Annotated in this window: 19 protein-coding genes; 3 read left to right on the forward strand and 16 right to left on the reverse strand. The window is 40.4% G+C overall.

The window, feature by feature from the left end; all coding sequences use genetic code 11:
• Positions 1–10 precede the first annotated feature (10 nt).
• The 13 genes from L1283_RS15110 to L1283_RS15170 form a co-directional block, all read right to left on the reverse strand.
• Positions 11–1,006: a beta-ketoacyl synthase chain length factor gene (locus tag L1283_RS15110; RefSeq protein WP_286851089.1), complete on the reverse strand. Its 996-nt coding sequence runs from the start codon at positions 1,004–1,006 to the stop codon at positions 11–13.
• The gene (locus tag L1283_RS15115) at positions 999–2,180 is read right to left on the reverse strand and encodes a beta-ketoacyl-[acyl-carrier-protein] synthase family protein (RefSeq protein ID WP_145328535.1); all 1,182 of its coding nucleotides are present in this window, start codon (positions 2,178–2,180) and stop codon (positions 999–1,001) included. The genes L1283_RS15110 and L1283_RS15115 overlap by 8 nt, the downstream gene beginning before the upstream one ends.
• Before the next feature lie 3 nt (positions 2,181–2,183).
• Positions 2,184–2,441: a phosphopantetheine-binding protein gene (locus L1283_RS15120; RefSeq protein WP_075991965.1), complete on the reverse strand. Its 258-nt coding sequence runs from the start codon at positions 2,439–2,441 to the stop codon at positions 2,184–2,186.
• 3 nt (positions 2,442–2,444) lie between these two features.
• Positions 2,445–3,044 carry a 3-oxoacyl-ACP synthase gene (locus L1283_RS15125; RefSeq protein WP_145328533.1) on the reverse strand — a complete coding sequence of 200 codons (600 nt, stop codon included), beginning with the start codon at positions 3,042–3,044 and terminating at the stop codon, positions 2,445–2,447.
• Between the two features lie 2 nt (positions 3,045–3,046).
• Positions 3,047–4,201 carry a beta-ketoacyl synthase N-terminal-like domain-containing protein gene (locus tag L1283_RS15130; RefSeq protein WP_286848257.1) on the reverse strand — a complete coding sequence of 385 codons (1,155 nt, stop codon included), beginning with the start codon at positions 4,199–4,201 and terminating at the stop codon, positions 3,047–3,049.
• Complete coding sequence (locus tag L1283_RS15135) at positions 4,198–4,647, reverse strand: acyl-CoA thioesterase (RefSeq protein WP_083663564.1); 450 nt, start codon at positions 4,645–4,647, stop codon at positions 4,198–4,200. Before L1283_RS15135 ends, L1283_RS15130 begins: the two co-directional genes overlap by 4 nt.
• Before the next feature lie 2 nt (positions 4,648–4,649).
• Positions 4,650–5,090, reverse strand: coding sequence for a hypothetical protein (locus L1283_RS15140; protein WP_075991969.1), 441 nt, complete (start codon positions 5,088–5,090; stop codon positions 4,650–4,652).
• Between the two features lie 155 nt (positions 5,091–5,245).
• A complete protein-coding gene (locus tag L1283_RS15145) occupies positions 5,246–6,127 on the reverse strand; it encodes a lipid A biosynthesis acyltransferase (RefSeq protein ID WP_075991970.1) in 882 nt (293 codons plus the stop codon).
• Positions 6,128–6,141: 14 nt separating this feature from the next.
• Positions 6,142–6,378, reverse strand: coding sequence for an acyl carrier protein (locus L1283_RS15150; protein ID WP_075991971.1), 237 nt, complete (start codon positions 6,376–6,378; stop codon positions 6,142–6,144).
• A 9-nt stretch (positions 6,379–6,387) separates the two neighbouring features.
• On the reverse strand, positions 6,388–7,614 hold the full coding sequence (locus L1283_RS15155; RefSeq protein WP_075994721.1) for a beta-ketoacyl-[acyl-carrier-protein] synthase family protein: 1,227 nt from the start codon (positions 7,612–7,614) through the stop codon (positions 6,388–6,390).
• 4 nt (positions 7,615–7,618) lie between these two features.
• Complete coding sequence (fabG, locus tag L1283_RS15160) at positions 7,619–8,350, reverse strand: 3-oxoacyl-ACP reductase FabG (protein WP_286733676.1); 732 nt, start codon at positions 8,348–8,350, stop codon at positions 7,619–7,621.
• A 15-nt stretch (positions 8,351–8,365) separates the two neighbouring features.
• Complete coding sequence (locus tag L1283_RS15165) at positions 8,366–9,481, reverse strand: WG repeat-containing protein (RefSeq protein WP_286848254.1); 1,116 nt, start codon at positions 9,479–9,481, stop codon at positions 8,366–8,368.
• Complete coding sequence (locus L1283_RS15170; protein WP_286848253.1) at positions 9,474–11,003, reverse strand: HAL/PAL/TAL family ammonia-lyase; 1,530 nt, start codon at positions 11,001–11,003, stop codon at positions 9,474–9,476. Before L1283_RS15170 ends, L1283_RS15165 begins: the two co-directional genes overlap by 8 nt.
• 127 nt (positions 11,004–11,130) lie before the next feature.
• On the opposite strand from L1283_RS15170, the gene L1283_RS15175 reads away from it, so the two are divergent.
• Positions 11,131–12,375: an NAD(P)/FAD-dependent oxidoreductase gene (locus L1283_RS15175; protein WP_145328525.1), complete on the forward strand. Its 1,245-nt coding sequence runs from the start codon at positions 11,131–11,133 to the stop codon at positions 12,373–12,375.
• On the opposite strand, the gene xerD is transcribed toward L1283_RS15175, so the two are convergent.
• Positions 12,376–13,278, reverse strand: a complete 903-nt coding sequence (xerD, locus tag L1283_RS15180) for a site-specific tyrosine recombinase XerD (protein ID WP_145328523.1) — start codon at positions 13,276–13,278, stop codon at positions 12,376–12,378.
• A gap of 248 nt (positions 13,279–13,526) precedes the next feature.
• On the opposite strand from xerD, the gene L1283_RS15185 reads away from it, so the two are divergent.
• On the forward strand, positions 13,527–16,382 hold the full coding sequence (locus tag L1283_RS15185; protein WP_145328521.1) for a M16 family metallopeptidase: 2,856 nt from the start codon (positions 13,527–13,529) through the stop codon (positions 16,380–16,382).
• 136 nt (positions 16,383–16,518) lie between these two features.
• Here the strand turns inward: L1283_RS15185 and L1283_RS15190 are convergent, their stop codons facing one another.
• Positions 16,519–17,379 (reverse strand): sigma-70 family RNA polymerase sigma factor, encoded by an 861-nt coding sequence (locus tag L1283_RS15190; protein ID WP_028068906.1) that lies wholly within the window; start codon positions 17,377–17,379, stop codon positions 16,519–16,521.
• Positions 17,380–17,769: 390 nt separating this feature from the next.
• Between L1283_RS15190 and L1283_RS15195 the strand changes: the two genes are divergently transcribed.
• On the forward strand, positions 17,770–17,991 hold the full coding sequence (locus L1283_RS15195) for a helix-turn-helix domain-containing protein (RefSeq protein WP_046675813.1): 222 nt from the start codon (positions 17,770–17,772) through the stop codon (positions 17,989–17,991).
• Here L1283_RS15195 and fmt read toward each other — a convergent pair.
• The gene (gene fmt, locus L1283_RS15200) at positions 17,988–18,905 is read right to left on the reverse strand and encodes a methionyl-tRNA formyltransferase (RefSeq protein ID WP_075991979.1); all 918 of its coding nucleotides are present in this window, start codon (positions 18,903–18,905) and stop codon (positions 17,988–17,990) included. The two genes, L1283_RS15195 and fmt, sit on opposite strands and share 4 nt — an antisense overlap.
• Positions 18,906–18,909 lie beyond the last annotated feature (4 nt).

An 18,909-nucleotide genomic window follows, 5' to 3' on the forward strand; every position in this document is an offset into this window, starting at 1 on the left:
TTTTTAAAATTTAGCATCTCGATAACAGCATTAGACTGTTTTGGTCTCCAAAATTACAAATCAGTACATGTTGAAAAGCACCGATCTTATTTCCAATTGGACTCTCTATCGATCGAAAGGTTTGATTATTCAATTGCTTTAAAGCGAAATCGAATGCAAACACAACATCTGTGTCAAAGTATCCTATCTGCGATTGATAGTTTATTTTAGCTAAGTCGTTGAAGGCCTCAGCTTCCATTTCCGATGGGGTTTCCGGCTTTGCCGAACCATAAATAACCAAGTCAAGCTGCTCGGCAGATAGCTTGTTTTTTTTAAGAAATGCAGCTAGTTGGCTTTCTGGTCGGAGCTCTTCTGTTGGATGATAAATTACCATGTCAACCAATTCACCAAGGGTATGTTGATTCTTTTGATTGGAGAAAATAAAGAAACCGGCACCTTCTGTCCGCGGGATTCCTGTTGTTATCGGTTGATCTGTTGTATTGGCTATGCTCTCGCTGATGTCGATACTGATATCTGAAAGCTCGTCAACGGCACCGACCAATAAAGTTTTCCGTTCGTTCAGCACAAGTTGTAGATAGGCATCAAATACGGTCGATTCAAATGATACGCGACCCTGTGAATAGGTCATATTATAACCTGTATTTTTGATTAAAAGGGCAATTTGACCGGCAACGGTATTGTGCGTCGACTGGATAAATGCAGTCGGTGATAAAAACTCTTCTTGTTGAACAGCAATGGACTGTAAGAATCTATCGGAGTCTATTAGACAGCCTTTTCCACTTCCAACGAGGATACCGTCCAGCTCACTGCGATCAATCTGTTGCAGTGCTTCCATAGCACATATAATTCCCATTTTTACAGCTTTGGACATTCGCCTTGCACTGTTGGGCGATAGGATCTTACTGTCTATTTTAGGCAGATCAACCTTGATCCAATTTTCTCGACTATTTGGTAGGCTAAGGTTGTTAACGCATATGCTTGCGGAATTAATATATACTTTATGCATGCGAAAAAATTAAGCTTGAACAATTACCGCCAAATCCAAAGGAATTGCTGAGTACATGCCGGATGTCAATACGTTGGTGTTCAGCGAGCGGCGGCAACGCAGGCTGTTCCATGGTATTTTCAAATCTTAAATTAGCAAAGGCCAGTTGATGCTGAATGGCGAGTAGTGCATATATTGCCTCAATACCGGCTGAAGCTCCCAATGTATGTCCAGTATATGATTTGGTTGAACTAAAAGGCGGTATCGCATCGTTAAATAATCGCTGTATCGCTGTTGCTTCTGTTCGATCATTATTTTCGGTCGCCGTTCCGTGTGCATTGATATAATCAATTTCGCTCGGTATCAACTCTGCCATTTTTAGAGCCTCTTGCATAGCGAGATAGGCACCTTCACCGCTATCCGAAGTGGAGGTTTGATGAAAAGCATCATTGGCGTTGCTGAACGCGTTCAGGTAACCTAATATGGGTTTCTTTGTGTTTTTTAAGGATCTTGTAGATTCAAGCACTAAAAAACCTGCACCTTCACCTAAGTTTAACCCCTTTCTATTGCTGTCAAAGGGGCGATTAAGTTGGTCGGACAGGAGCATTAAACTGTCAAAGCCATTGATTGTAAATTTTGACAGGGCATCCGATCCGCCCACTAACACGCGATCTGCGCGTCCCGAGCGCAAAAGTCGAGCCCCAAAGCCAATGGCATTAGCCGCCGAGGAACATGCTGTACTAATAGCCGTCACATAACCATTGCTGCCCAATATTTTGGCCAATAAGGCACTTGAATCCCCAACATCCCGGCGTTGTATGAGTGTGTCGTTCTGTTGTAAATGCGGGAAATGTTGTTCAAAAATATCCATTCCCGCAACCGAAGTTCCCAGAACAATTGGCATATCAGCTGCTGCTGTAATACCAGCCTGAGACATGGCTTCTTTTGCAGCAATTGCGGCAAGTAGGCTGGTTCGGGAACAATAGTCGGGTACCTCAGTACGTAATTTTTCAATTAATGCTTCGTTCGTTAACGATACTTCACCAACAAGCGTGTGATGTTGATGTTTTCCCGAGATATGTTGAAGCGGTTTGATACCATGCTGTTTCTGGAGCAAAGAATGATAGTTTTGCGCGACATTATTTCCAATGGCGGTAATCATGCCCATTCCAGTAACAGCAATAGTATTTTTCATGTTTTATTTCGTTCTATTTTCTGAAATATAGGTTGCCAATGTTTCAATGGATTGAAAAATAGTCTTTCCGATTTTTGGGTCAGTAACTTTAATACCATAATCCTTATCCAATAAAACAGTCAGCTCCAAGGCATCAATAGAGTCTAGTCCTAGACCATCTCCAAATAATGGCGCCTGATCTTCAATTTCATCTACAGTGACTTCTTCTAAGTTTAAGGCTTCAATGATTTTCGTTTTTAATTCCGATTTCAACTCTTCCATTCTTTATTGTGTTAGTTGTCTTACGACATTTAAATTATGTGCTACAATGCCTGTTTTTTCCACAAGATACAAAACCAATTTATAGTTTCCTTCCATATAATCGACCCAACCGCATAGTACCTTTTCCACTCTGCTGGAATTTAAGAGGTAATTGCAGTAATTTACTGCAAGTTGACTGTCGAATTGCGCTGAAACAAAAAAGATATTTTCCGTTTGCAAGTTATGCCTAATCGCAATTTCACCCATACAGACATTGGGCAGGGTATATACAAATATAGCAGGACTGGGATAGTACTGCTCCTTGTCTGCGATCGTATTAAGGTGCTTTAAGTCGGTATCAAGGCTACTGTGCCTATTCGACAAGACAATGCCGATATTCTTTGTTTTTTCCTCTTTCAATAGCAATTCAGCTCCTAGCCAAGCTAATTTGCTGAGGTTATCCATCTTGAAAAACTTCGGGTAAGTCGTTTCTAGTGAATAGTAAAATGCTTTTGAAAAAGTTGCAAAATCTGAGGATATTGCTGCTGAAATCTGTTCACCATTAACATATACGCCCTGTGTATCGATGCGGCAATGCCTGCTGATTTGATAGTGTTGTTCCATGCTTATCGTAACTCCCTTTCAAATAATACGGCTGTATTTGTGCCAGCAAATCCCGATGCTGTTTTTAAGCAGCGAATAAGTGGTTGGGGTTGTTCCAATAGTTCAGTGACAACCGCTAGAGGTAATGAAGTACCTTGTTTTTGATAGCCTAAACTGGGGAGTAGTACATTATTTCGTAAGCATTCCAAGGAAATAATACTCTCGATGAGCCCTGCGGTTCCCAAGGTATGACCGAAGTACCCTTTTAAGCTATTGATCGGTTTAGTGGCTAATCCGGAATGATGTATGGCCACAGCTTCCATTTCATCGTTGTAAATTGTGGCTGTTCCATGTGCACAAATAAAATCAACAGATTTTGGTTCTAATTTGGCTTCGGCCAATGCAGATGCGATGCTAAGTCTCAGTCCTTCGCCTGTACGTGATGGTCCTGAAATGTGATTTGCGTCGTTGATTGAGGCTTCGCCGGCGATAAAGAATTCTTGATCTGTTAATTTTTGGCCGGTGACATGAATTGCTGCCGCTGCTTCGCCGAGATTTAAGCCCTGTCTAAACTCGTCATAGGGTTTACATACCGTGTTACTTAGGGCCTGAAAAGACTTAAATCCTGAAACGACAAATTCACTGACCAGGTCTCCAGCAACGATAATGGCATCTTTACAATAATCCATCTGTATAAGTCGTTTAGCGGTCGAGATGGCCTGCAGACCCGATACACAGGCATTGCTAATGATTATCGGAGGCCGTTTAAAACCAAAAAAATCGGCTATTTTTTGAGCTAGTACGGGAAGGCTTGCAGCAACAATATCGTTTGCTCCGCCTGCGCATTGCGCGATATTGCCCTTGGTTGTTGAGACGATTAATTCAGTCTCTTGTGTAATAACAACTGCTTTGACAAGAGGTACTAATGCGGCTATCATGAGCTTTTCTAGTTTTGAGAATGCCGCATCGGAGGGGAGCTGTGTGTCCTGCAGCAATTTGTTTAAATGCTGATCCAATTGTTCTTCTTCAACAATAGCGGCGTAAACGTCTCCATGCAATTCAGCAAAGTCGGTCAACTTGATTCCTGATTTGCCGCTAACAAGGGCATTCCAGGTGTCTGCCAGATTATTACCTATGGGGGATACACAATTGTATGGGCCTAAATATACCTTTTTCATTTGCTGACAAAATCAAGCCGATTTTTCCATTGCTGAAAAAAGTCCGGAGTATACAATTGTAAGTTTCCTGAAGAATCTAAAAATACCTGGATCGTTTCACCTAGGCAGACAACCTGATTGTTGTCATTTAGGATGCGGTAACGATAAATAATCTTTGCTGCTTTGGTATCCAATAGGGATGTTTCAATACGTGCATTGTCACCATATTTTAATGGGAGTTTATGTTCGCAGGTACTCTTCACGATCGGTGTTGTATAACCATGGCCATGAATATCTAGATAGGTCAGTCCATGTTCCATGCCGAAAGATTCTCGGCCATCTTCAAAATAACTGATGTAATGGCCATGCCAAACTATCCCCAACGAATCGACTTCATTGAAACGTATACGTAAAGGGCTTGTCCAAGTAATCTGATTGACTTGTTCAGTTCGTTTATTTTTTGCCATAATCATGAAGAAGCTATTACACTTTTTATTTCAGCTTGAGCGATCTGTCGATCTCCGACAAAGCTTTCTACGGAAACGAGTGTAACCCCCATAAACTCTTGTAGAATCGTTGCTTTAGTCAGCAATTTTTCTCCGACCTGAGGGAAGGAATCTATTGAAATACTTTTTATTGTACCGAGATAACCTATAGGTGCAGTTTGTTGTTTGATATAAAAGCTGTATCCAGTATGTAAAGCAATGGATTGCGCCATGTGCTCAATAATACCTGCTTCCAATAATATACCATCTTCCACAAAAATATTATCTTCTTGAACAGTTAAACCTGCTGCCACTGTCTTTTCGGTGAAATCGTAGAGGCAGTCAATCATAACCATCGGAGCACGATGAGGTAATAAATTCTGTAAAAATATGTTATCGACTATTGGAAATGGGGCAGCTGTCATTTGTCTAAAAAAGTTCCTTCAAAGGTACTAATTAAAAGATAAAATCATAGGTTTCAAGTAGCGCAAAATTGCTTTTGATCGGTTTTAGCACAGCGCCTCTGCTGTGTTATTTTTTTGTTCCTTCAGATAAATATTGTAAACAGAACTGTGGATGTTTATTGGGAATAGTCCTTCCAGAAATCGTAGAAGTTAAACCACTGCATTGGATATTTTTTGATCATATAGGTTAGCGACTGACAATATGTTTGCAGTAAGCCCTGAGCGTCACGGTGTTTCACTTCCACTTCGCGTGCATAGAGATGATAGTGGAGCTTAGGTTCTTTCATAACATAGACAAAAATAACAGGAACCTTGAGCCTGGAAGCGATTAAAAATGGGCCGGCTGGAAATTGTGTGTTTTTGCCCAGTAAATCTGCCGAAAGAGTTTTGGTGCCTTCTAGATAACGATCACCTGTAAAGACAATTAGTTCATTGTTTGTAAGTGCTTCATTGATGGCAAATACGTGGGAGAGGTCTTCTTGGATAACGATGAATTTTACAGTCGATTTACGCGATACTTTTGCCAAGTATGATTTGATGGCTTGATGTTCGCGGTCCGAAATAACCAGATTAATCTGATTCTCGATATTGATGTCCTCCAGGAAATAAGAGGCGATTTCAAAGTTACCGATATGTGCTGATAACAGGATACCACCATTTTTTTTCTCCAAGGCAGATTTTAAAATCGCAATACCGTCAAATTCATAGCTAAATCTGTTGCGCATACCCGCAGCTATTGCTGTTTTATCGATCAGGATTTGACCGAAAGTAAAGTAACTCCGGTAAAATCCAATGAGCGTTGAAGGAAGTGAATATTTTAATCGATATCTTAGGTAATAATAGATCGACCGGTTGCTACTCCAAGAAGTCAGGAAATAATAAAAAGCTACAAATACCAGCAGCAGATAAGCTGTACGGATTCCTAGCTTTTGAATACAGAATACAAAGATTCGATATCCTAAGACACTACCCTTCGATTGTCCTTTCCACTGACTCATTGGTAAACATTGACTTAGTTATGAGCTGTCTTACGTTTGATGAGGTCATAAAAGTCTTGGAAGGTTTGGATATTTGTGAAATCGGCTTCAACCAATTTGACACCAAAATTGGACTCAATGATAACGACAAGATCGACATAATCCAAACTGTCTAAATTTAATGTATCTTTTAAATTTAGATTCGGTTGGATTAAATCAACATCCACTTCAAACTCATCAACAAGTATTTCGTTAATCTTTTCAGAAATCATTTTTATAAGTTAATCGTTTATTTTTTTAATGACTAATGCAGAGTTAGTTCCCCCAAAGCCAAAAGAATTGGACAAATATAGGTCAAATTCTTTAAATACGGTTTGTTTAACGATATTTAATTTGGCTGAATGTTCGTCCGGATTTTCAAAATTAATGTTTGGAGCCATAAAACCATTTAACATCATGATGTTGGAATAGATGATCTCACTGGCGCCCGCCATCCAACATTCATGGCCTGTCATCGATTTTGTGGAGCTGACAAAAGGTTGGCTTTCACCGAATACCTGCAAGATAGCCTGTGCTTCATTGGCATCGCCTACAGGGGTGGATGTGGCATGTGCGTTGATGTAGGCAATATCGGAGGGTTTAACGCCAGCTTGTTTAATTGCGCGTTCCATGGCCAAGGCCGGTCCTTCGACATTCGGTGTAGAAATATGCCCTCCGTTGGATGAAAATCCATAACCTACAATTTCCGCTAGGATAGGGGCTCCTCTACGTACCGCGGATTCATAACTTTCTATAATTATTGTAGCGGCGCCGCCAGAAGGTACCAATCCGGACCGATCTTTGTCAAAGGGACGTGATACTGTTGTAGCCGGCAGGGTATCATCTCCAAAAACACCTAAACCATCAAAACTGGCCATGGCATATTTATTGATCTCTTGCGCCCCACCACAGATAATCATATCTTGCATGCCACTTTTAATCAGGTTGAATCCAAGTCCTAGAGAATGGGATCCGGAGGCACAGGCGGCGGATATCGTCATGTTAATGCCTTTTAAACGGAATATCGTGGAGAGATTCATGGTTACCGTGGAGTTCATTGATTTAAAAATCGCTCCAGAACCTATCAGGCTGGTATCCTTTTTCTCCCGTACAATATCAACAGCTTCAATAATGGCTTTGGAGACCGAATCATTTCCATAGAGAATCCCAATTTCATGTTCATCGAGAAAAGCATCGTCAATGGCTGCATTTTTTAAGGCTTCCATCGTAGCCAAATACGCATATTCTGTTTCTTCGCCAATGGATATTCGCTGACGGCGGTTCAATTCATGTTTTAAATTTGGTTGTGGAACGGCACCGGTTAATGCGGAACGAAATCCAAAAGTTTTTCGTTCTTCATCGAAGATAATCCCTGATTTCCCTTGTTGCAGAGAATCTTTTACTTCTTCCAATGATGTCCCCAAGCAGGAATATATTCCCATCCCCGTGATCACTACTCTTTGCTCCATAGATTTACGAATAAATTCCTCCATTTATATTAATTACTTCCCCCGTAATATAGCCTGCTTTTGAAGAAGCTAAAAAGGTGACGAGGTCTGCGACTTCCTCAGGTTCCCCAAATCTATTGGCCGGAATCAATTTTTTTAGTTCCTTTTCATCCATATCGGCAGTCATGTCACTGTGAATAAATCCAGGTGCCACAGCATTGACGGTGATATTCCGTTTGGCAACCTCCTGAGCCAGCGCTTTAGTTGCACCTAGCAAAGCCGCTTTGGCCGCCGAATAGTTGGTTTGACCAGCTGTACCTTTTACACCGGATACGGAAATCATATTGATGATACGACCATAACGCTGGCGTAACAGTTTCTGTATAAAAAATTGGGTAACATGATAGAAACCATTGACAGTTGTGTTGATTACCGAGGACCAATCTTCTGCTGGCATCCACATGAATAAGCCATCTTTGGCTATCCCGGCGTTATTAACGATAACTTCAAGCTTAGCTTCGGGATGGCTCGATTCCCAGGTAGATAAGGCCTTGTCGACTGCGGATTTATCTGCGACGTCGAATTTTAGAAGCGAACCACTACCGCCCTTTGCTTCTATAGCAGCAAGTGTTTCTAATGCTGCAGTTTCATTCTGCTGAAAGTTGATCAACACATGATAGCCCAATTCTTGAGCCAGTTTAAGACAAATTGCCCTGCCAATTCCCCTTGATCCACCTGTAACTAAAGCGCATTTCATCCTACAATATGTATATTAATTTTGAAATAATTCTGCATTATCAAACCATTTGTTTCCTAAAAGGTTTCCTTTGGTGTCAATAAATCCCCATTTGCCATTGAGTTTAACTCGCGCTAAACCATCGATAAATCCCTTCTCCTGTTTCTTAAACGTTAGCGCCGCAGTAATCTCATATTGAAAGGGGATGATAACTTTGGCATTTTTATCGATGAATCCCCATTTACTGTCTTTAACTGCAGCGAGGCCCTCCGGAGAAAATGAAAGGGCATCCTGATAGGCAGTAGGGATGACCAATTTACCTGTAGTATCAATATATCCCCATTTCCCATTTAATTTCACTGGCGCTAGACCTTCCTGAAAATTTCGCGCATCATCATAAGTTGCAGGTATCACCCATTTGCCATCCGATGCCATAAAACCGATTTTATTTCCTTGCTGAACAAGGACAAAGTCGGGGTTTTCAATATTTTCAATTTTTGAAATACCGGGGAGGGCAACTTCTTTTTGACCAGATACGAGAAACCAGTTGTTCTGTTTTTTTGCCCACACCAATCCAACATTAAAATCGCCGATATCATCATAATTTGGAGCGACGACCTCTTTTCCCTGATTGTCAATGACACCCCATTTTTTATTTTTGGCGACTTTAGCGTAACCATCCTTAAATGGACGGATGACATCATAAGTTGGTGGAAGCACAACCTCTTGTTTGTTGTTGATGAGACCTACTAAATTGGTCGCATCACGATAAAAAGCAACACCATCATTGAATTCATAAACCCGCTTGCTAGAGATCGACTTCAGTTCCTGCCCGAGAGAATCAATGTAAAGCCAGCCGCTTGCAGATTTCACCATCGCCATTCCCTGACTGAAGGATTTGGCATTGACGTATTGAGGTTGAATAATATAATTTGCATCTTTATCTACAAATCCCCACCTGCTGCCATCATAAACAGCAATCTTTCCTTCGGATTGATCTTGAGCATTTTTGAATTGAGGTGTAATCTGAAATAATCCATCTTTATTGATAAATCCGACAAGTCCCTTTTCTTGTACCCGCGCCAATTGTTGCGCAGATGCGAAGGTGCATGATAGTATAAATAATCCGCCGAATGTGAGCCTTTTAATCATGATTTTTATTGATTAAGTATTCTTTTACTTTTTTAATAATCGGATACATCACTTGATCCTCGGCAAAGGCCGGAAACAAATTACGCAGGTCCATATACCAAGATAGTGTTTCTTTTGCTAATTTTTCCTGACAACCTAAATGGTCAATTGCCTGTGCTAAAGTAATAAATTCTATCGCCAGCACTTCAAAGGAATTTTCGATGACCTGACTGCATGACATTGCTGCATTCGTACCCATGCTGACAATATCTTGGTTGTCATTATTGTTGGGAATGCTATGGATGTAGAGCGAAGTGCTTAGCGCTTGGGATTCCGCTGTTGTGGATGTTGCCGTAAATTGGACACCCTGCATGCCAAAATTTAGTCCTAATGTGCCTAAATTTACGAAAGGCGGGAAAATCTCATTGATCTTGCTGTTGAGTAGATAATTCAATTGTCTTTCCGCAAGCATTGTCATCTTGGTCATAACCAATTTAAGTTTATCCATTTCCAGTGAAATATAGTCGCCATGAAAATTGCCGCCATGGTACACATGTTGATCGTTTAGATCAACGATGGGATTGTCGTTGGCTGAATTTAGTTCATGCTCAAGCACGGTACCCACATTGTTAATGGTATCCGAAACCGGACCCAATATTTGCGGAACACAACGGACGGAATAATATTCCTGTACTTTGTCTTTGAAAATATCTTCTTGATTTTCACTAGTATAGAGGTGGTCTTCGCGTTTTCGAATCAACTTACTGCTCGCAAGGTGACTGCGCATCTTTTTGGCAATAGCTTGTTGTCCAGGATGCTTTTTGCTTTGATTTAACGCTTCCGAAAAATGATCGTCATAAGCTTGAACGATTTCGTTGATTGCACAGGCTGCTTTGATGGACCAAGATAAGGCTTTTTGCGCATGGTTCCAGTTTAGTATGCCAATCCCTGTCATGACCGAAGTCCCATTGATCAGTGCCAAGCCTTCACGTAGAACAATCTGAATAGGGGCAAGACCTTCAGCATCAAAAGCTTGTTGAGTTGGAATTCGTTCGTTTTTATACATTACCTCACCCTCACCAATTAATACGAGGGCCAAATGTGCGAGCTGTACGAGATCACCACTGGCACCGACACCACCGTGTGCAAAAATAACGGGATAAATATTGCGGTTGATCAATTCTTTCATCAAAGCAATGGTGGACTTATGGACTCCTGAATAACCGAGGGTTAATGTATTTAAGCGTGCTAAAATCGTGCTTTTTACCTGAAGCGGATCAAGAAGTCGTCCTGTTCCTGAGGCATGGCTGCGAATTAGATTGTATTGAAGTTTAGTGCGGTCTTCGTCTTTAATCCGATATTGAGCCATGGGGCCAAAACCGGTATTGACACCATAAATTACTTTGTTTTCAGCAAATTTCTGAAGAAAATTGTGGCTAGCATCTACTTTTTCCCAAATATCGTCATCGATATCCAATTTTTCGTTTCCGTAGGTTATTTGGATAAACTGTTTTAAATCTAAATGGTTGGTGAGTAAGCTCATGATTTATGGGATAGCAATTTTGAAAAACTCTCGAAATTGTTTTTTTTATTTTATTTTTTGTGAATAGATTTGGCAATTATTAATCAGGCACGAAATTAATATTTTTTTCTTTTAATCAAAGCGTATAATGAACGTTGAACAGGTTGACATTTTGATCATCGGGGCGGGACCTTCCGGTTCGGTTGCTGCTGGGTATTTACAAAAACAAGGGGCAAGGGTAAAGGTTGTCGAAAAAAGCCAGTTTCCGAGAATCGTGGTAGGAGAGAGTCTAATACCGCGCGTGATGGATCATTTTGATGAAGCTGGGCTGTTTGATGCGTTGGATGCACAAGGTTTCGAAAAGAAATTTGGAGCGCGGTTTATACGCGGGAAGGAAGTCTGTATTTTCGATTTTTCAGATAAATTTTCCGAAGGTTGGGATTGGACCTGGCAGATACCGAGAGCTGATTTTGATCAGGAAATGGCGAATGAGCTTATGCGTAAAGGGGTAGATCTTTCCTTCGGTACAGAAGTAACTGACGTACAATTTGATGGTGCAAAATCGATCACTACGGTATGCGATAGCCAAGGTGTTGAAACAAAAATAGAGGCAAACTTTCTGATCGATTGTTCGGGTTATGGTCGCGTTTTGCCTCGCATGCTAAATTTGGACCAACCCTCACGTTTAAGCCCTCATTCGGCGATATTCAGCCATGTCAATGACGTTAATCGACCGCTAGGGCAAGAAGGTAGTCTGATTTCTTTTGATATATTGGAAACGCAGGTTTGGTTGTGGGTAATTCCATTTTCCAATGGCAATACTTCTGTTGGAATTGTGGGGCCAACTTCGTTCATCGAAAGCCTGGGCGAAGATACCACTACAGCACTAAATAGGGCTATTCAACTGTCCGATTACTATGTTAAGCGGTTTGGTGATGTCCCTTTTGTTTTTGAACCCCGTAAGTTGAGTAATTATTCTACCGCGGTGAGTAAAATGTATGGGCCAGGGTATGCCTTGACCGGCAATAGTTCCGAATTCCTGGATCCTGTTTTTTCTTCCGGTGTGTGTTTCGCTACAGAATCTGGTATTTTGGCGGCGAAGTTAGCTTTAAGGCAGATCCAGGGTGAAACAGTGGATTGGCAGTCAGAATTTGAAGACTATATGAAAGATGGGATTGCAGTTTTTACAACATATATACAGGAATGGTATACAGGCAATCTGCAGGAGTTATTTTATCATCAACCCGAAAACCCGGAGGTGAAACGTAGCATTTGTGCAATATTAGCGGGATACGTGTGGGATAAAAACAATCCATTCGTTTTGAAACACGATCGTGTGTTGAAAAATTTGGCACATCTTATTCGAATGTCCAAGCAGGAGGAATCGATATAGTTAAGATCTGGGGTGATATTGCGTAATAATGGAATGAAGGTAGTCCCTATCGATGTGTGTATATATTTCGGTCGTGGTAATACTTTCATGACCGAGCATATCTTGTACAGCTCTTAAGTCGGCACCGCCTTCCACCAGGTGTGATGCAAAGCTATGTCTAAAAGTATGTGGGCTGATGGTTTTTTGTAACCCGATTTTTGAGGCAAGTTCCTTAATGATCAAGAAGATCATAACCCGCGATAATGCGGCGCCTCTTCTGTTGAGGAATACAATATCTTCATTTCCGGCCTTAATCTTGATATGAGGTCTGACCGTTTCTAAGTAGATGCGAAGGTGTTTAATGGCGTGTTGGCCAATTGGAATTAGGCGTTCTTTGCTTCCCTTGCCCTCAACTTTGATAAATTCTACATCTAAAAAAAGGTTTGATATTTTGAGGGTGACAAGTTCGGAAACACGGAGACCACATCCGTATAAGATTTCGATGATCGTTTTATTACGTTCACCTTCGGGTGAAGAAAGATCGATTGCCGAGATTAATTGATCGATCTCCTGTATGCTCAAAACGCTGGGCAGCTTGCGTGCCAAGCGTGGCGCCTGAAGGAGATCGGTCGGATTGTTGACGAATTCATGCTCGATCATCAAAAAGCTAAAGAATGTCTTAAGGCCAGATATCAACCTGGATTGTGTGAAGGGCGAAATATTAAATTCCTGCAACCAAGCCAAAAACTCCTGTATATTCTTTCTCGTTACGGTATTTAAAACCAAATGATTGTCTTCACAGTAGATCTGAAATTTGGATACATCATTTAAGTAAGCATCAATTGAATTAATGCTCAAGCCTCTTTCGAACTTTAAGAATTGTTCGAATTCCTTTTTTATATCACTCCAGTTTTCAAAATCCATTTGCAACAAAATTACAATTAACTGTTGTTCTTTTCGAAAGTTATTCTGTATTTTTAGATGGAATTTTTACAGATTATAAATAACACAAAGAGACGTTCCCTAATGGAGGGACCCGATTCCTCCTTGGATAATGAAAAAAGTATTGATCTGTATTTTACTATTTATTGGGACAATTGATCTCCAGTTCCGTTTACCCTAATATATAACAATTAGCAAAAATAACTGACTAAAAAAAGACATTTTTTTGTATGAAATTCATTAAACCACTTGCATTAGCTTTTCTGTTACCGGCTACATTCTATATAGCAGAAGCAAAAAAGCCAACTACGTTAACCGCGGAAGCACGGGCGATTCTATCCCAAGATAGTTTGGCCCTGAATCAAAAATTACCCTTCGACAACGAAGTCATCACGGGGAAGCTGAAAAATGGATTTACATACTTCATTCGTAAAAATAGCGAGCCTAAGGGGCGTGTCACCATGTATTTGGGCATGAAGGCCGGCTCCATTCTGGAAAATGAAAAACAGCTTGGTTTGGCACATTTTTTAGAGCATATGAACTTCAATGGCCTGAAGCATTTTCCAAAGAATGAATTGGTTAACTACTTGCAAAAGGCAGGAGTTCGATTTGGCTCGGATCTGAATGCCTATACGAGCTTTGATCAGACAGTTTATCAGCTACCAATTCCTTCTGATGATCCTGAACTTTTAAAAAATGGTTTACAGGTGATGCGCGACTGGGCTCAGGATGCTTTGTTGGATGGCGAAGAAATTGATAAAGAGCGAGGCGTTATCCTCGAAGAAAAACGTGGTGGAAGAGGAGTGCAGCAGCGTTTACAGGATCAATACTTTCCGATGTTGCTCAATGGATCCCTTTACTCCAAACGTTTGCCTATCGGAACTGAACAGATCCTGAAAACATTTCCTTATACAGAAATACGCAAATTCCACCAAGACTGGTATCGCCCAGATTTACAGGCTCTAATCATTGTTGGCGATATTGATCCTAAGGAAATGGAAGAAAGGGTGAAAGTTATGTTTTCCGATATGAAAATGCCAAAAAAAGCATTGGAGCGTAAAAAATATCGTGTTGATTTGTTAAACAAGAACCAGTTCTTGGCAATTTCAGATCCGGAACTGCCTTATACCGTCGCGCAGATTTTGATTAAAAGTGAAAAAGAAAAAGTTTCCACTGTAGGAGATTATAGAAACGAGCTGTTGAAGAGTGTTTTCAATCAGATGATCGCAGGTCGTTTTTCTGAATTGATGCAGCAACCGAACCCTCCTTTTATGCAGGCAGGTGGAAGTATCAGCGATTTTGTTGCTAACCTTAATACTTTTTCATTGCTGGTGGTCCCAAAACCGGGCGAGTTGGAATCCGGATTTAAGGCGATGCTAACAGAATTTGAGCGTATTCAAAAATACGGTTTTACACAGACGGAGTTGGATCGTGCCATCGCAGATATGAAAAAAGGTAACGAGATGTCTTTTATCGAGCGTGACAAAAAGAAATCGGATAGTTACGTCAACCGTTATCTAAATTATTTTATTGATGATGAACCCGCTTTAAGTAATGAAAACGCCTATCGTTTGACTAAACAGCTGTTGCCAACGTTGAAGCTGTCAGAAGTAAATGGCTTGGTGAAAAAATATTATACCGATCTGAACCGCGATGTTTTGGTTATGGGGCCAGAGAAGGATAAGGCCAACTTACCGGCTGAGTCTACCGTAATGAGCTGGGTAAAAGCAGTTGAAGAGACTCCTGTGACAGCTTATGAAGATAAAGTGTCCAATCTTCCCTTGCTTTCAAAAGAACCGGTGAAAGGCGCTGTTGTATCGTCAAGAAATATTGACGCAGTTCAAGCGAAAGAATTGACCTTAAGCAATGGTGTTAAAGTGATCTTAAAGCCTACGGACTTTAAAAATGATGAGATACAGATTATGGCGTATAGTCCAGGTGGAACATCTGGCTATAACGATGCAGATTACTTTTCGGCCTCTAATGCATCCTCTTTAATTGATGCAAGCGGCGTTGGACAAATGAACAACGTTGAGCTTACGAAGTATCTTTCGGGAAAAGATGTTTCCATCTCTCCGTACATTTCTGAACGCTACGAAGGTATCTCAGGTAGCACAGATAAAGAAGGATTGAAGAATGCTTTTGAATTGATTTATGGTTATTTTACCGAACCTCGCTTGGACGAGGATATTTTCCAGAGTACCATGACCCGGGCAAAAGGATCTTTGGAAAATAGATTGAGCAATCCAAATAATGTATTCTCGGATAAAGTGAAAGAAGTGCTTTATGGCAACAATGTCCGTCGGCAAAACCCAACCGTAGAAACGATCAATAAAATTGATCGGGAGCGTGCTTTGGCAATCTACAAAGAACGATTTGCGGATGCTTCGGATTTTGTGTTTACAATTGTGGGGTCATTTGACGAGAATCAGATCAAGCCTTATTTAGAAACCTATCTTGCCTCGTTGCCGGCCCTTAAAAGAGGGGAGAGCTATAAGGATTTAAATATTCTGGAGCCGAGCAAGGGAGAGCGCGTGGTTGTTCATAAGGGAAAAGAAGAAAAGGCAAGTACGCAATTGGCCTACTATGGGGACTATACCTATAATGAAACTGAAAATGTTAATATGGAAGCCTTGGAGAGTGTTTTGACGATCAAATTGCTTGAAAGACTCCGGGAAAAAGAAGGTGGTGTTTATGGAGTGGGTGCTCGGGCTAGTTTTAGTAAGCTGCCAAAAGCGCGTTATGCTTTCTCCATTGGTTTTGGTTCCGCAGTAGATAAGGCTGATGCTTTAATTGCTTCGGCATTGGATGAGGTGAAAAAGATTCAGGAACAGGGCCCCGAAAATGGAGATATTGAGAAGTTCCTAGCAGAACAACAGCGACAAAATGAGTTAAATCTTCGTGAAAATGGCTATTGGCTGAATTACATATCAAGTTCATATCAGAATGATCTTGATCTTACGCGATATACACGAAGAATAGACAATTTGAAGAAGGTAACTTCAAAGTCAGTGCAGGACGTTGCCGGGAAATATTTGAAAAGAGATCGACTTTTTGAATTTATCTTGATGCCGGATTCTAAATAACAGGAATCTTGGAAAATAGAAAAAGGGTTGGCTGCTCAGTAGGCAACCCTTTTTCTATTGGACAAAAAATTATGGACAAAAAAAATCCCAACCATTTCTGATTGGGATTGCCAAAATGTCTAATAAGTATCTCTTGTTAACCCAAATAGGATTTTAAGATTTTGCTTCTTGAAGTGTGTCTCAAACGCTGAAGAGCTTTATCTTTGATCTGACGAACACGTTCACGTGTCAAATTGAATTTCTCTCCGATTTCCTCTAACGACAATTGGTGATTGGAACCTAAGCCGAAGAAAAGTACGATAATTTCACGTTCTCTTTCTGTCAATGTTGCCAATGATCGTTTGATTTCTTCTGATAGAGACTCATCAATCAAAGAACTGTCTGTGTCTGGATCATGGTTCTCCAAAACGTCCAAAAGTGTGTTTTCTTCACCTTGAACAAAGGGAGCGTCCATAGATACGTGACGGCCAGAGTTACTTAGGGTATCCGAAACCTTGTCTACTGTGGTTTCAAGGATATCCGCCAATTCTTCTGGAGATGGTTCCCGTTCGTATTCTTGTTCTAGTTTTGAGAAAGCCTTACTGATTTTGCTCAATGAACCGACTTGGTTCAATGGCAGACGTACGATACGCGATTGTTCAGCAATTGCTTGAAGAATAGATTGGCGAATCCACCAAACGGCATAAGAAATGAATTTAAACCCCTTTGTCTCGTCAAAACGTTTAGCTGCTTTAATTAAGCCCAGGTTACCTTCATTGATTAAATCACCTAAGGTTAAACCTTGATTTTGATATTGTTTTGCTACTGATACTACGAAACGAAGGTTGGTTTTAGTCAATTTTTCCAAGGCAACTTGATCGCCTTCGCGGATACGCTGTGCTAATTCTACTTCTTCTTCTGCTGTAATTAAGTCTACTTTACCAATTTCGTGTAAGTATTTGTCCAAAGACTGTGACTCACGATTGGTGATAGATTGTGTAATTTTGAGCTGTCTCATTAATTTTTATTAATTCTCCTCTCTAAGAAATGTTTGCGAAAATACGAAAAATTTTTGAATTATTAATGGAAAATTGATTATCTAGCCACTCATATTTAATGAGTTAGGTTTTTTTGAGTTTCAATTTTTAATCATCAAAAACTATTCCATTTTAATATTTTTTTTCTTCTTATCTGTTGCTGTAATATTCAACTGTTTGATATTTAAAGTGCTAAAGGGTTTAATTTTTTTTTCTTATTCTAGACAATTTAACTCGACGGTAGCTGATTTATTATGCAATATGCATTCCTCAAATTTATTTTAAAATGATAATTTTATGATAAAACAAAAAGATGGATCTTTTGTTTTATTAGTGACATTAAATAAATTTAAAAGAATAAAAATTATATTATGCCAATCTTAATTCACTTGGATAAAATAATGAAAGAGAAAAAAATGTCGCTTAACCAATTGAGTGACAATGTCGGAATTACCCTTTCCAATCTTTCAATCATCAAGAATCAAAAGGCGAAGGCATTGCGATTAGATACCCTTGAAGCGATATGCAAGGCGCTAGACTGTCAGCCTGGTGATCTGCTGCAATATTATGATGGTGGTGATGAAAAAGGCTAAAATCGATAGCCTTTTAAAAAATCGACTACATTCATTCTTTTCTTCCCTTCGAGTTGAAGGTCAGAAATGACAATATAGCCGTCTTGCGCCGCAATTTTTAAGAAACTTTTCTTGTCAGTTTCTATGGTTCCCGGTATTGTAGCTGTATTGACAAGTTCTTTTTCTGTGCTATAGATTTTTAGGACCTTATCATTTAAGAGGGTAAATGCCGCTGGATAGGGGCTTAAACCGCGAATGAAGTTATACACTTGTGCAGTGGGCTGATCCCAGTTTATTTTACAGTCTTCTTTGAAAATTTTTGGCGCATGTTTGAGCGGCTCCGTTGTGAGAAGGACGTCTTGAGGTTTGGGCTGCAAGGCTCCAGCCTTTAATTGCTGAATGGTTTGCAGGAGAGTTTCTGCTCCGGCAACCATGAGGTTATCGTGAAGATCACCCGCATTGTCTGTTTCTTTGATGGCAACTTTTTTCGACAATAAGATGTTTCCCGTGTCGATTTCGTGCTGCAGTAAAAATGTCGTTACGCCCGATTCTTTCTCTCCATTGATGATTGCATGATTTATCGGTGCTGCCCCCCGGTATTGTGGAAGGAGTGAGGCGTGGACATTGATTGTTCCAAATTTAGGCATATTCCAGACGATCTCAGGAAGCATGCGGAATGCTACCACAACCTGTAGGTCCGCCTGAAAACTTTTCAGTTCATCTAAAAATGCCTCATCACGGAGTTTCACTGGTTGAAGAACTGGGATATTATGTTGCGTAGCAAATATTTTCACAGCAGATTCATGTATTTTTTGTCCACGTCCTGCAGGTTTGTCCGGTACCGTAACCACAGCGACAACTTGTTCGCCAGACTGAATCAGTGCTTCAAGTGAAGCTACAGCAAAATCGGGAGTACCCATGAAAATAATACGCATAATA

Source organism: Sphingobacterium sp. HSC-15S19, assembly GCF_050433745.1.
GTDB lineage: Bacteria > Bacteroidota > Bacteroidia > Sphingobacteriales > Sphingobacteriaceae > Sphingobacterium > Sphingobacterium siyangense.